The 13,222-nt window shown below is 38.5% G+C and carries 11 protein-coding genes, 3 tRNA genes, 2 rRNA genes, 1 other RNA gene and 1 other annotated feature (1 of these 18 only partly in view); of the genes, 15 read left to right on the forward strand and 2 right to left on the reverse strand.

The genetic code is table 11. The features are described from left to right. Positions 1-23: 23 nt before the first annotated feature. The 3 genes from R4Z10_RS00055 (at position 24) to rrf (ending at position 317) form a co-directional block, all read left to right on the forward strand. Positions 24-100 (forward strand) — tRNA-Ile (locus tag R4Z10_RS00055). 6 nt (positions 101-106) lie between these two features. Further along, positions 107-179: transfer RNA gene (locus R4Z10_RS00060), tRNA-Ala, on the forward strand. Positions 180-201: 22 nt separating this feature from the next. Next, positions 202-317 (forward strand): 5S ribosomal RNA (rrf, locus tag R4Z10_RS00065). Positions 318-446: 129 nt separating this feature from the next. Here rrf and R4Z10_RS00070 read toward each other — a convergent pair. Beyond that, positions 447-1,397 carry a YaaC family protein gene (locus tag R4Z10_RS00070; protein ID WP_338471241.1) on the reverse strand — a complete coding sequence of 317 codons (951 nt, stop codon included), beginning with the start codon at positions 1,395-1,397 and terminating at the stop codon, positions 447-449. Positions 1,398-1,508: 111 nt separating this feature from the next. On the opposite strand from R4Z10_RS00070, the gene guaB reads away from it, so the two are divergent. The 4 genes from guaB to R4Z10_RS00090 all read left to right on the forward strand — a co-directional run bounded on the left by guaB (position 1,509) and on the right by R4Z10_RS00090 (position 6,664). Continuing rightward, positions 1,509-2,975 (forward strand): IMP dehydrogenase, encoded by a 1,467-nt coding sequence (gene guaB / locus R4Z10_RS00075; protein WP_338471242.1) that lies wholly within the window; start codon positions 1,509-1,511, stop codon positions 2,973-2,975. A 178-nt stretch (positions 2,976-3,153) separates the two neighbouring features. Next, positions 3,154-4,485 (forward strand): D-alanyl-D-alanine carboxypeptidase family protein, encoded by a 1,332-nt coding sequence (locus tag R4Z10_RS00080; protein ID WP_338471243.1) that lies wholly within the window; start codon positions 3,154-3,156, stop codon positions 4,483-4,485. 422 nt (positions 4,486-4,907) lie between these two features. Beyond that, positions 4,908-5,125 (forward strand) — a binding site (T-box leader). A gap of 59 nt (positions 5,126-5,184) precedes the next feature. Continuing rightward, entirely contained in the window at positions 5,185-6,465 is a 1,281-nt protein-coding gene (gene serS / locus R4Z10_RS00085) for a serine--tRNA ligase (protein ID WP_338471244.1), read from the forward strand. Positions 6,466-6,571: 106 nt separating this feature from the next. Beyond that, positions 6,572-6,664: transfer RNA gene (locus R4Z10_RS00090), tRNA-Ser, on the forward strand. Between the two features lie 85 nt (positions 6,665-6,749). On the opposite strand, the gene R4Z10_RS00095 is transcribed toward R4Z10_RS00090, so the two are convergent. Next, the gene (locus R4Z10_RS00095) at positions 6,750-8,033 is read right to left on the reverse strand and encodes a glycoside hydrolase family 18 protein (RefSeq protein WP_338471245.1); all 1,284 of its coding nucleotides are present in this window, start codon (positions 8,031-8,033) and stop codon (positions 6,750-6,752) included. Positions 8,034-8,181: 148 nt separating this feature from the next. Between R4Z10_RS00095 and tadA the strand changes: the two genes are divergently transcribed. From tadA to R4Z10_RS00135, 8 genes are all read left to right on the forward strand, one after another. After that, positions 8,182-8,709, forward strand: coding sequence for a tRNA adenosine(34) deaminase TadA (gene tadA, locus R4Z10_RS00100; RefSeq protein WP_338471246.1), 528 nt, complete (start codon positions 8,182-8,184; stop codon positions 8,707-8,709). A gap of 77 nt (positions 8,710-8,786) precedes the next feature. After that, positions 8,787-9,051: signal recognition particle sRNA large type (gene ffs / locus R4Z10_RS00105), an RNA gene on the forward strand. Between the two features lie 284 nt (positions 9,052-9,335). Then, on the forward strand, positions 9,336-11,036 hold the full coding sequence (gene dnaX / locus R4Z10_RS00110) for a DNA polymerase III subunit gamma/tau (protein WP_338471247.1): 1,701 nt from the start codon (positions 9,336-9,338) through the stop codon (positions 11,034-11,036). A 132-nt stretch (positions 11,037-11,168) separates the two neighbouring features. Next, positions 11,169-11,489 (forward strand): YbaB/EbfC family nucleoid-associated protein, encoded by a 321-nt coding sequence (locus R4Z10_RS00115; RefSeq protein WP_338473127.1) that lies wholly within the window; start codon positions 11,169-11,171, stop codon positions 11,487-11,489. 16 nt (positions 11,490-11,505) lie between these two features. Further along, positions 11,506-12,102 (forward strand): recombination mediator RecR, encoded by a 597-nt coding sequence (gene recR / locus R4Z10_RS00120; protein ID WP_338471248.1) that lies wholly within the window; start codon positions 11,506-11,508, stop codon positions 12,100-12,102. A gap of 17 nt (positions 12,103-12,119) precedes the next feature. Then, positions 12,120-12,350 carry a YaaL family protein gene (locus R4Z10_RS00125; RefSeq protein WP_338471249.1) on the forward strand — a complete coding sequence of 77 codons (231 nt, stop codon included), beginning with the start codon at positions 12,120-12,122 and terminating at the stop codon, positions 12,348-12,350. Positions 12,351-12,466: 116 nt separating this feature from the next. Further along, complete coding sequence (locus tag R4Z10_RS00130; RefSeq protein WP_338471250.1) at positions 12,467-12,730, forward strand: pro-sigmaK processing inhibitor BofA family protein; 264 nt, start codon at positions 12,467-12,469, stop codon at positions 12,728-12,730. Positions 12,731-13,024: 294 nt separating this feature from the next. Beyond that, a 16S ribosomal RNA gene (locus R4Z10_RS00135) occupies positions 13,025-13,222 on the forward strand (it continues 1,353 nt past the right edge of the window).

Consider the following 13,222-nt stretch of genomic DNA (forward strand, 5'->3'; position numbering starts at 1 on the left):
AAATAAGATTATTCCTGTTGAATGGGCCTATAGCTCAGCTGGTTAGAGCGCACGCCTGATAAGCGTGAGGTCGATGGTTCGAGTCCATTTAGGCCCACCATGATATGGGGAATTAGCTCAGCTGGGAGAGCGCCTGCCTTGCACGCAGGAGGTCAGCGGTTCGATCCCGCTATTCTCCATCCATTATTAAAAATAAATAGGTTCGGTAACAATGGCAAGAAGGTCACACCTGTTCCCATCCCGAACACAGAAGTTAAGCTTCTAAGCGCCGATGGTAGTTGGGGTATTACCCCTGCAAGAGTAGGACGTTGCCGAGCAATTAAGCCCCTAAGTATTTTAGGGGCTTAATTTTTTATTACTTTGCCCTTAGTGTAACGAATTAAAATTATAATAACCCTAAGAAGTATATATGTTATAATGAGTGATAATTATTTCCCGCTGGCAAGTTAATCCATATTGTTAGCTAAATATTGATAGGCTAAAAAGGGTCCTTTTTGTGAAGTAGTTTTCAAAAATTGAACGATAAAAGGATAATCTTCATTTGGCATGGTTTTTAATAGTTCACTCCACCATTCTGTCTCATAACGAGCAATCATACTTAAATTGAAGAGCAATAAATAGTGTGAGACCATTTCCGGAAAGGTAAAAAACTCATTTTTGGAAACAGGAATACAATATTGTTGCTCAACGAAATTATATTTCAATGGTGTCAGATCCTTGGAATGTCTGCCTTTCTCAAATAGTAGACAGTCTGACGTATTTTCTATATAAGACAACTGATTCGATGATTTAAGTTGTAAGTAGTCAATAAATCGTTGTTCAGTCATATGGAAACAGTCAAGGACTTCTTTCGGAATAGCGAATGACTGCTGATGATATGTAATATCAATAAATGTGCTTCCCTTTTTCAGTCTATTAAAAAGATTATTTAATTCTGGAATTTGCTTGAATAATTCAATCATGGTAACTTTATCGCCTTCTATATTTTTAAGGTTATACATCTTTTCAAGCATACAGGAAAATAGGCCATTTTTTTGGAACTTAACTTCGTCCTTCAAAAATTCATACTGTTGTTTTTTTCTTTTACGGGTTGTGACTCCATGTGCCAAAACAGTGGTATTTTCTGGATAGTTTGGATCCTTTGTAAGAAGGCAAGCCTTAATTAAATGAATAAATCCATAGAAAAGTAAAATTGGTTGAATTAATAATGGAGATTGTTCGGCTTGCTCGTAATAAATTTTCGCATGTTCTAAATAATATATAAAGGGATAGCAGTTTTCATAACTTTTTTGATCTGCTAGTTCAAAGTCTTTATAACAATTCTTTAAATATGCATGCGTATCTGCAGCCGAGAAATAAGGTGAAAATGAATAAAAGTCTTTATATGAATGAATCAACCTGAAAACCCCCAAATATTCACAAAACTTAAATTAAATTTTGTAGTCTTGACAGTATTTTGTCCAATTGATAACCTACTAATAATATTTTTCAGTCTAGGAGGTCTTTTTATGTGGGAGAATAAATTTGAAAAGGAAGGGTTAACATTTGATGATGTTTTACTCATTCCAGCTAAGTCGGAAGTACTTCCTCGTGATGTAAATCTATCTGTGAAGTTAACAGATAAAATTAAATTGAACATACCAATTATTAGTGCTGGTATGGATACTGTAACAGAAGCAGAAATGGCAATTGCTATGGCTCGTCAAGGTGGGATTGGTATTATTCATAAAAATCTTACGCCTGACAAACAAGCGGAAATGGTAGACAGGGTAAAAAGATCGGAAAGCGGCGTTATTACGAATCCATTTTTTCTAACACCTGAAAAACAAATCTTTGAAGCCGATCATTTAATGGGTAAATACCGAATTTCCGGTGTACCAATTGTTAACAATATGGAAGAACGCAAACTTGTTGGTATTCTTACAAACCGTGATTTACGTTTTATCCAAGACTATTCCATTCAAATTGCAGATGTAATGACAAAGGACAATCTTGTAACGGCTTCAGTTGGAACGACCTTAGAAGAGGCTGAGAAAATTCTACAGCAATATAAAATTGAAAAGCTCCCACTCGTCGATTCAGAAGGTGTCCTAAAAGGTTTAATTACGATTAAGGATATTGAAAAAGTTATTGAGTTTCCAAACTCAGCAAAAGATGAACAAGGACGATTGTTAGTCGGAGCGGCAGTAGGTGTTTCACAAGATACGGATATGCGTCTTGAACATCTTACAGCTGCAGGGGTTGACCTAATTGTGATTGATACCGCCCATGGACACTCTAAAGGGGTAATCGAAACAGTTAAGAATGTTCGTAAACAATATCCCGATCTTGCGATTGTGGCAGGAAACGTGGCGACAGGTGAGGCAACAAAAGCCTTGTTTGAAGCAGGTGCTGACATTGTCAAAGTTGGTATTGGACCAGGTTCGATTTGTACAACAAGGGTAGTAGCAGGCGTTGGTGTACCACAAATTACAGCAATTTATGATTGTGCAAATGAGGCTAGAAAATTAGGGAAGACGATCATTGCCGATGGCGGAATTAAATACTCAGGGGATATTGTTAAAGCGCTAGCTGCTGGTGGACATGCTGTAATGTTAGGGAGTCTACTTGCTGGTGTTTCTGAAAGCCCTGGAGAAACAGAAATCTTCCAAGGACGTCGTTTTAAAGTTTATCGTGGAATGGGATCTGTTTCAGCAATGGAAAAAGGTTCAAGTGACCGTTACTTCCAGGAAGAAAATAAAAAGTATGTTCCAGAGGGAATTGAAGGTCGTTTGCCATATAAAGGACCACTAGCGGATACAGTTTACCAATTGGTTGGAGGCATTCGCTCAGGTATGGGTTATGTAGGGGCAGCAGATTTGGAAGCACTTCGTGAAAATACGCAGTTTATCCGTATGACAGGTGCAGGACTAATAGAAAGTCATCCACATGATGTGCAAATTACGAAAGAGGCTCCAAACTACTCATTATCATAAAAAGCAAATAATCAAACCGATATAGATATTTTCCTATTTTTTCAATAGACAGAGGGACTATTCTCTGTCTATTTTTTTTCTACCAATTATGTTAAACTGTACAAGTATTTGAAAAAGATGCATGAATTTCAAGAAAATATAATAAAAAACATAGATTAATAGTTGGAGGTATGGTTCATTGAATTGGTTTAAGAAACTAGCATTATGGATCACGGTGCTGTTTGTTTTTGTATCGGCATCGTTTTCATTTTTCCCAAACAAAACGAATGCAGAGGAAAATGATCCACTAGGACTAAAGGCTGAAGCTGCTATTTTAGTAGATGCAGAGACCGGGGCTATTTTATACGAGAAAAATGCGAATGTCGTCCTTGGTGTCGCTTCTATGGCAAAAATGATGACAGAGTATTTAGTATTAGAAGCCATTGAGGAAGAGAAAATCACGTGGGATCAAAAGGTTATGATCAATGAGTATGTTCATAAACTATCAGGAGCTCCTGGACTCTCTAATATTGGATTAACACAGGGTGAGGAATATACGGTTAAAGAGCTATATGAAGCAATGGCAATTTTTTCAGCAAATGCTGCATCGGTTGCCTTAGCTGAACTTGTAGCAGGAACCGAAAAGAATTTCGTGACGAAGATGAACGAAAAAGCAGAAGAACTCGGTTTAGAGGATTATAAGTTTGTGAACTCAACTGGGTTAAACAACAGCAGTCTAATGGGGAATCATCCTGCTGGAGGTCCTGATGAGGAAAACGTAATGTCTGCAAGGGCTACTGCCAAACTAGCCTACTATTTGCTAAAAGATTATCCAGAGGTCTTGGATACAGCAAGTGTTCCAGTTTTAAAGTTTAGAGATGGTAGAGAGTATAAAAACTTTAACTGGATGTTGCCAACACTTGTTTATGCATATCCAGGTGTTGATGGACTTAAAACAGGTTCCACTGAATTTGCTGGCGATGGATTCACAGCGACAGCTGAGCGGGATGGAAAAAGATTTATTTCAGTAGTCATGAAAACTAGTTCAAAAGAAGAACGTTTTGCAGAAACGAAAAAGTTATTAGATTATGCCTTTGGTAGTTTCACAAAACAAGAAGTCCACCCGGAAAACGGGAAGATAAAGGGAAAAGAGACTCTACCTGTTACTAAAGGAAAAGAAGATCAAATAAAAATTGAAACAAAGGATGCCATTTCCCTAATGATGAAAAAAGGGAAAGAGGAAGACTTTGAAACTGTTTTAACGCTTGATAAAAAGAAACTAAATGATGAGGGACAACTGACTGCTCCAATTAAGAAAGGTGATAAGGTTGGAACATTGACGGTAAAGCCGAAAGATGGAAGTGAGATTGAGTTTCTTTCGAAGGATGGGATTAAATCTATTACTGTTGATGTAGTCGCTGCAGAAAGTGTCGAAAAGGCTAACTGGTTTGTACTTAGTATGCGTGCGATTGGTGGATTCTTTGGCGATATCTGGGGAAGTGTTTCCTCAACAGTTAAAGGTTGGTTTTAATTATATAGGGATAGAGTCTCCTAAACAGGGGGACTCTATTTTTTTAGTCGTTCGTTGAAACAGGTGACCTTACATATATTTTACCCACGTTTAATCCCTATAAACATATCGGCAAAAAACCGGAAATAAGTAAAAATTAATGTTATAGGGTCGAGAATAGTAATAAAGTCCAGAAAAACTATAAACTTTCTGTCATCGCACATGAGACCACAGAAGTTTCCTACGTACATAAAAAAAACTGCAGTTATTATCACTAGGATAATCGCAAAAATGATTTTAAAATAAAAAGGTTATTTAAGAAATATTATCACTGTTTTTACCAGGCCTTTATTTAAAATATTCTATTTACTGATTTTAATGGATTTTTGGGTTAAATCTGTTGTAAAATGGAAATATATATATTAATGATTTTATTAAAATAAGCAAAAGCAATGAGAGGAAATAGTAGCAAATCCCTTATTCTATAGAGAACCAGTGGTTGGTGGAAACTGGTGAATAACATTTGTGAATCCGTCCTTGAGTAAAGTATGGAAAGCCTTGGGTGAGTAAATACTTTCGGTTTAAACCGTTAACGTATGAAGGTGGAGGACAAACTATGTCTTCAACTAGGGTGGCAACGCGGGTAGCTCTCGTCCCTTTTTTAGGGACGGGAGTTTTTTATTTGTCTAAATTTATAACTAATTCGAGGAGGTATTTTCAATGCTTGATATTAAATTTCTACGCGCCAATTTAGCAGAAGTAAAGGCAAAGTTACAACACAGAGGGGAAGATTTATCTGAGCTTGATCATTTTGAAGAATTGGATGTTACGAGACGTGAACTGATTGTTGAATCTGAAAAGTTGAAAAGCAGAAAAAATGAAGTGTCTGAACAAGTTTCACAGTTAAAACGAGATAAGAAGGATGCAGATCACCTCATCCAAGAAATGCGTAAGGTTGGCGATGATATAAAAGTACTGGATGATAAGTTAAGAACAGTAGAAGAAGAGCTGGAGAAAATCCTATTAGGAATTCCGAATATACCTCATGAAAGTGTTCCCATCGGTGAAACTGAAGACGATAATGTACAAGTTCGTACATGGGGGGAAAAACCACAATTTGGCTTTGAGGCGAAACCACACTGGGATATTGCGGATGAATTAGATATTCTTGACTTTGAACGTGCGGGTAAAGTAACAGGCAGCCGCTTTGTTTTTTACAAAGATTTGGGAGCAAAACTAGAAAGAGCATTAATTAACTTCATGCTTGATCTTCATACAGAGGACCACGGCTACTTAGAGATGTTACCTCCATATTTGGTCAACCGTGCAAGTTTAACCGGAACTGGACAACTGCCAAAGTTTGAAGAGGATGCATTTTTAGTTGAACAGGAGGACTACTTTTTGATCCCAACAGCAGAAGTACCTGTTACGAACTACCATCGTGATGAAATTCTAAATGGGGAAAATTTACCGCTTAGTTATGCAGCATTTAGCGCTTGTTTCCGTTCAGAAGCGGGATCTGCTGGAAGAGATACAAGAGGATTAATCCGCCAACATCAATTCAACAAAGTGGAACTAGTAAAGTTTGTTAAGCCTGAAGAGTCTTATGAACAACTAGAAATTCTTACAGGTCATGCCGAGAAAGTTCTGCAATTATTAAAGCTGCCATATCGCGTTATGAGCATGTGTACAGGGGATCTTGGTTTTACAGCAGCGAAAAAGTACGATATTGAAGTTTGGATGCCAAGTTATGACACGTATCGTGAGATTTCTTCTTGCAGTAATTTTGAGTCTTTCCAAGCCCGCCGTGCAAATATCCGTTTCCGACGTGAACCAAAAGCAAAGCCAGAACATGTTCATACACTAAATGGTTCTGGATTAGCTCTAGGAAGAACTGTTGCTGCTATCTTAGAGAATTACCAGCAAGAAGATGGATCAGTTATCATACCAGAGGTTTTACGTCCGTACATGAGAAATCGTGAAGTAATTAATAAGGGATAAAAGGGTTGCTATGATCTGATAAACAAATTCTGGACGAAACTTTTTTCGTCCAGAATTCTATTTGACAGGTGGAATTGTAAATGTTATATTAATTTTTGTCTAATACGGAGGAATACCCAAGTCCGGCTGAAGGGATCGGTCTTGAAAACCGACAGGCGGGTTAAACCGCGCGGGGGTTCGAATCCCTCTTCCTCCGCCATTAAACATTAAAAATCAACGCGCATAAATTGGAGAATCGTTGTCTGAGACAGCGATTTTCTTTTTTTGTAGAAAATATAACAGGTCTATCTCTTCACAACATTGAAGTTCTCCGTAATCAGCAGCCAGTTTTGCGGGAAGGAGAGCCCGAGTTTCCAATAACTCATTCCTCGTATGCCAAGCTCTTTCATCAAATCAAACTTTGCTTGAATGGAACGGGCATCTTCAAACCATACTTCATGTTCTTTTCCTTCATTATCTCTATACCGATAAAAAGGAGCCTGTGCTCTCACATCATATTGAATGGCCACATTATTTTCCGCCGCTAAGGCAATGGCTTGTTGAGGGCTAACGGCTCGGGCAATCGTTCCTTGGACAAAAGGGAGGGTCCAATCATATCCATATAAATTTTGACCCATCATAACTTTTGATGCTGGCATCTCTGTAAGGGCATACTCTAACACATCGCGAACAGGTCCTATTGGAGATACTGCCTGAGCCGGTCCACCACTGTAACCCCACTCATAAGTCATGATCACAACAAAGTCAACAATTTCCCCGTGTGCCCGGTAATCGTGGGCTTCATACCAACGTCCGGGCTGATCGGCTCTTGTTTTCGGAGCAAGGGCAGTTGAAAGTAACCATCCAAATTGATTGAAGCGTGCTTTTGCTTTTCTTAAAAATTGGTTATATGCTTCACGATCCGCCGGGCGTAAATATTCAAAATCAAAATGGATATCCCGGAAGCCGTATCGTTGTGCAGTAGTGACAATGTTGTTAAGAAAGCGGTCTTGAATTGACATATCATTTAACAAGATTCTCCCCAATTCATCACTAAATGCATCATTTTCTTGATTGGTTATGACCATCATTAATACATTATTATTGGCTTCAGCAATCGCTGGAAAGTTATTTAGTAATGGTTCTTTTAAAGACCCATCTCTTAAGGCTTGAAAGCTGAAAGGAGCTAAATAAGTTAAATATGGAGCGGCATCCCTTGCGCTTTCCTCCAATACGGGTGATACAGTCGTACCCCGAGGTTCTACATAAGCATTAAATTCCCGATTAGTTTTTGGCTGGGGCGGGATATATAAACGAGTACCAATCGTAAGCGGTTGTGTAACAGGAATTTGATTGATCGCAGCTAACTCTTGAAAGGTTGTTTGAAATCGATTGGCAATCCCCCAGAGACTGTCACCAGGTTGTACCCAGTAAAAACGGCCGACAATTGGTATAACTAAAGCTTGCCCGATGACAATTTGATTAGGGTTTTCTATTTCATTCGCCTCAATTAAATCAGCGGCTGTCGTCCCATAAGCCTGTGCAATGGTTGCTAATGTTTGATTCTGACTAACGATATGGATCTGCATACTTTTCCCTCCAGTAAGATGGACTGGTCAGTAAATAAAATAAGTCATAACGATTCGTACATCATTACTAAATTTATGATTAATATAGGAAATCATGATATAATTTTCCCAATAAATTTGTTGGGGTAAAGGAAGGATTCCAATTCCAATGGTTAATAAAAATCTTGATGAGTACTTTATGTTAGAAGCAATAGAAGAAGCTAAAAAGGCAGGAGAGCAAATGGAGGTTCCCATTGGAGCAGTCATTGTCTCAAACGGTGAGATTATTGCTAGAGCACATAATTTGCGTGAAACGACACAAAACGCTGTATCCCATGCTGAATTACTGGCCATTCAGCAAGCATGTCAAGAGGAGGGATCTTGGCGGTTAGAGGGTACTACTCTTTATGTGACGTTAGAGCCTTGTGCCATGTGTTCGGGGGCAATCTTATTATCCCGTATTGATCGAGTCGTGTATGGTGCACATGATCCTAAAGGTGGTTGTGCAGGGACCTTTATGAATTTGCTTGAAGATGAGCGGTTTAATCATCAAAGTGAAGTAGTATCAGGGATTCTAGCGGAGGAGTGTGGCCGTTTGTTAACCGAATTTTTCCGTAATGTACGTGAACGAAAGAAGGAAGAGAAACGGTTAAAACGGGAGTCCCTACTAAACAACACAGAAATTAACAAAGGATAAGCATTGCTTTTTACAGAGAAAATTAGTATACTAAATCATGCGTCAGATAAGACGCCTTAATATTGGTATCAATTTTGCCGTGCTAGGCGGGGAGGTAGCGGTGCCCTGTACTCGCAATCCGCTCTAGCGAGGCTGAATCCCTTCCCGAGGGTGGTATCCTGTAGGGTCTGCCTTAAGTAAGTGGTGTTGACGCCTGGGTCCTGCGCAATGGGAACTCACGAACCATGTCAGGTCCGGAAGGAAGCAGCATTAAGTGGTGTTTCTCATGTGCCGTAGGGTAGCCTGGGCCGAGCTAACTGCTTAAGTAACGCTTATGGGAGCCATTCAACGGAAGGTGCACGGCAGTTAAATTTAACCATAACAAAACCCATCGTCTTCGGTGGGTTTTTTTATTTTGCTTGAATGATCGACAAGGCTATATTTCAGTAGAAAAACTCTAGTAATAAGGGAGATCCATAGTATACTTATGTAGGATGATATTCTATCTACCTTTTTGGAAAATAGAAAATAGATCGGTTATAATAAAGGAAAAGTTGCTAGTTGGTTAGCCGAAAGTCGGTTAGAAAAAAACAAAAAAACTAACCAACTAACCACTGGCCAACTAATTTGTAGGAGGGGGCGTTCAATTGAGTTATCAAGCATTATATCGGGTATGGCGTCCACAAAATTTTATTGATGTTGTAGGACAAGAGCACGTTACTCAAACCTTGCAAAACGCCCTACTTCATGACAAAATCTCGCATGCCTATTTGTTCTCTGGTCCACGAGGTACAGGGAAAACGAGTGCAGCAAAGATATTAGCAAAGGCCGTTAACTGTGAAAGGGCTCCGATTGAAGAACCTTGCAATGAATGTGATGCATGCAGAGGGATAACAGACGGGTCGATTCCTGATGTCATTGAAATTGACGCAGCTTCTAATAATGGCGTTGAGGAAATTCGTGATATTCGTGATAAGGTAAAATATGCTCCTACATCTGTTAAATATAAGGTTTATATTATTGACGAAGTACATATGTTGTCCATTGGTGCTTTTAATGCTCTTTTAAAAACATTAGAAGAGCCACCTAGACATGTTATTTTTATATTGGCTACGACTGAGCCTCATAAAATCCCCCTTACGATCTTATCACGTTGTCAACGTTTTGATTTTAAGCGAATCACCGCAATGTCCATTGTAAAAAGGATGGAGCTTATCGCAAAGGAAACAGGGGTTGCTTATGAAGAAAATGCTCTTAAGGTCATAGCTAGAGCAGCTGATGGCGGAATGCGTGACGCTTTAAGTCTTCTTGACCAAGCGATTTCATTTGGTAGGGATCAAGTATCTGTTGACGATGCGTTAACTGTAACAGGCGCTGTTTCACAGATATTTTTACTTAATCTTGCAGAGGCAATTAAGAATCAGGACGTTGTAAGTGGCCTTGATGCATTAGAAGAGCTTCTTTTTCAAGGAAAAGATCCATCAAGATTTATAGAAGACTTTATTTTGTTTTTCCGTGATATGTTATTATATAAGTCCGCACCAAACTTAGAAGAGTCTCTAGAGCGAGTTATGCTTGACGATGAATTTAAGTCTCTAGCCTCTGATATGAGTCATGAAGAGATTTATCAACTTATTGCTGAATTAAATAAGACACAGCAAGAAATGCGATGGACAAACCATCCTAGAGTGTTGTTAGAGGTCGCAATAGTGAAGTTATGTCACTTAGAGTCAACCTCTCGATCAAACACTCAACACGGGGACATCGACGGGTTAGTTCAGAAAATCAATCAATTGGAACAAGAACTTCATGAATTAAAAAAACATGGTGTTGCCGTTAGGACGGAAGAACAAGCTGCTCCTGTTCAAAAAAGGGTGCATCGTCCGTCAAAAAATGGATTTCAGGCTCCAGTTGGAAAGATCAATGAAATTCTTAAGCATGCAACTAAACAAGATTTAATGGACATAAAAAGACATTGGGCGGAAATGATCGAGCAACTTAATGTTCAACAGATGAAGTCACAGGCAGCTTTATTAAAAGAGGCGGAACCAGCAGCGGCTTCAAATCAGGCGCTAATAGTTAAATTTAAATACGAAATTCACTGTCAAATGGCAATGGAGAATATAACCTTCACAAATACCATCTCTTCGATTCTTTCGGGCTTTATTGGACATCCACTTAACGTGATCGGTGTACCCGAAGAACAATGGCTTAACATACGGGAGGAATTTCTCAAAAGCCAACGGAACCATCATGAAGGTAGTGAAATAGGAGATACTGAAGAGGACCCCATCATTTCCGAGGCAAGAAAGTTGTTTGGAGATGATTTAATCGAAGTTAACGAATAACGATTCTCATTGTAAATCGTTTAGCCATTTATGGTACATTTAGAAGGACAAAATTCTTGTTAAAAAGAATAATAATAATAGTAAATAATAATATTTGGAGGTATAGGAATTATGGCGCGTGGAATGGGTAATATGGGTGGCATGGGAAACATGCAAAAGATGATGAAGCAAATGCAAAAGATGCAAAAGGATATGGCGAAAGCCCAAGAAGATCTGGGAGAACAAAAAATTGAAGGCACAGCTGGTGGCGGCATGGTAACTGTTGTAGTAACAGGCCATAAGGAAGTAGTGGACGTCATTATAAAAGAAGAAGTTGTTGACCCTGAAGATATAGAAATGCTTCAAGATTTAGTGCTAGCTGCAACGAATGAAGCTTTGAAAAAGGTTGATGAAATAACAGAACAGACAATGGGGAAATTCACAAAGGGAATGAATCTTCCAGGGATGTTCTAGGGAAGAGGGAATAAACATGCATTATCCTGAACCAATATCGAAACTGATTGACAGTTTTATGAAATTGCCAGGAATCGGCCCGAAAACGGCTGTTCGTCTGGCTTTTTTTGTTCTAAATATGAAAGAAGACACCGTTTTAGACTTTGCTAAGGCACTAGTAAATGCAAAAAGAAATTTGACATATTGTTCCATTTGCGGGCATATCACCGATCAGGATCCATGTTATATATGTGAGGACCAAAGGAGAAACAGAGGTGTTATCTGCGTTGTCCAGGATCCGAAAGATGTAATTGCAATGGAAAAAATGAAGGAGTTCAATGGTCTCTATCATGTCTTAAATGGAGCAATCTCGCCAATGGATGGAATTGGACCCGAGGATATTAATATTCCATCTCTTTTAAAAAGATTGCAAGATGAAACCGTTCAAGAGGTCATACTTGCAACAAACCCGAATATTGAAGGGGAAGCAACTGCAATGTATATCTCGAGATTAATTAAGCCTTCAGGGATCAAGACAACAAGAATAGCTCATGGTTTACCAGTTGGTGGAGATCTTGAATATGCCGATGAAGTGACTTTATCAAAGGCATTGGAAGGAAGAAGAGAATTATAGCTAAGGAGGATCGAGAGATGTTTTTTCGAAGAAAAGGGAAATTGAGGGTGGAATTTGGTGAACAACTTGTAGAACAAGTAAGACAAGCCAAGGAAGACTGGGATCGTCAAAAAAGCCTATTTGAAAAAAGCATCGATCCTTTTGGTGAAATGGAGATTCAAACAGAAGTTATGAAAGCAAAGTATTTTTTTCTATTGCGTGAGGCAAAAAAGCGGAAAATTAGCATGCTGAAATCTCATCTTAATTAATAGGTATTCACCTGCGTTAAGTAACTGAATTATGTTTCAAAAAATAATGCCTTTTTGGTCTATTTTGTACAAGCTATTCATAAAAATAGTACAAATGACTGGAAGGGAGTTTAGATTTGGAACCTATTGTCGTTATTGCTATATTAGGACTAATTATTTTTTTGTTACTTTTTGCTGGTAGTTCATTTAAACCCATTCGACTAATCAGCCAAGGAGTGGTAAAACTAATTATCGGTGCACTATTTTTATTTTTCCTTAATATTATCGGCAACCAGTTTGGGATTCACGTACCAATTAATTTAGTTACTTCTGCTGTGTCTGGAATATTAGGGATACCTGGCTTATTTGCTCTAGTAGCAATAGATATGTGGATTATATAAGAAGTGAAACCAGTTTAATTGTATAAGACTGGTTTCTTTTGTGTTAAAAAATGATTGACTTTATGAAAAGAGTAGACTATAATAACAAAAGTCGTTGCTAAAAAAAGATTAATAATAAAAAACTTTAAATAAGCAGTTGACTATTTTTACCAGAAATGATACATTATAAAAGTCGTTTTTGGCGATAATTATAATTGCTCTTTGAAAACTGAACAACAAACGTCAACGTTAATTCTGTTACTATATGTAACATTAAAAAAGCACAACATAGTGCAAATGAGCTATTCAAACACTTTATTGGAGAGTTTGATCCTGGCTCAGGACGAACGCTGGCGGCGTGCCTAATACATGCAAGTCGAGCGAACTTGCGGGAGCTTGCTCCCAAAAGTTAGCGGCGGACGGGTGAGTAACACGTGGGCAACCTGCCTGTAAGACTGGGATAACTTCGGGAAACCGGAGCTAATACCGGATAATTCTTATCAACTCATGTTG

The sequence above is a fragment of the Niallia sp. XMNu-256 genome (assembly GCF_036670015.1).
GTDB lineage: Bacteria > Bacillota > Bacilli > Bacillales > Cytobacillaceae > Bacillus_BD.

Bases quoted from the DNA above. Each gene is read 5' to 3' on its own strand.
- guaB (WP_338471242.1), top strand. From the start codon at position 1,509: ATGTGGGAGAATAAATTTGAAAAGGAAGGGTTAACATTTGATGATGTT.
- serS (WP_338471244.1), top strand. From the start codon at position 5,185: ATGCTTGATATTAAATTTCTACGCGCCAATTTAGCAGAAGTAAAGGCA.
- R4Z10_RS00095 (WP_338471245.1), bottom strand. From the start codon at position 8,033: ATGCAGATCCATATCGTTAGTCAGAATCAAACATTAGCAACCATTGCA.
- tadA (WP_338471246.1), top strand. From the start codon at position 8,182: ATGGTTAATAAAAATCTTGATGAGTACTTTATGTTAGAAGCAATAGAA.
- R4Z10_RS00115 (WP_338473127.1), top strand. From the start codon at position 11,169: ATGGGTGGCATGGGAAACATGCAAAAGATGATGAAGCAAATGCAAAAG.
- recR (WP_338471248.1), top strand. From the start codon at position 11,506: ATGCATTATCCTGAACCAATATCGAAACTGATTGACAGTTTTATGAAA.
- R4Z10_RS00125 (WP_338471249.1), top strand. From the start codon at position 12,120: ATGTTTTTTCGAAGAAAAGGGAAATTGAGGGTGGAATTTGGTGAACAA.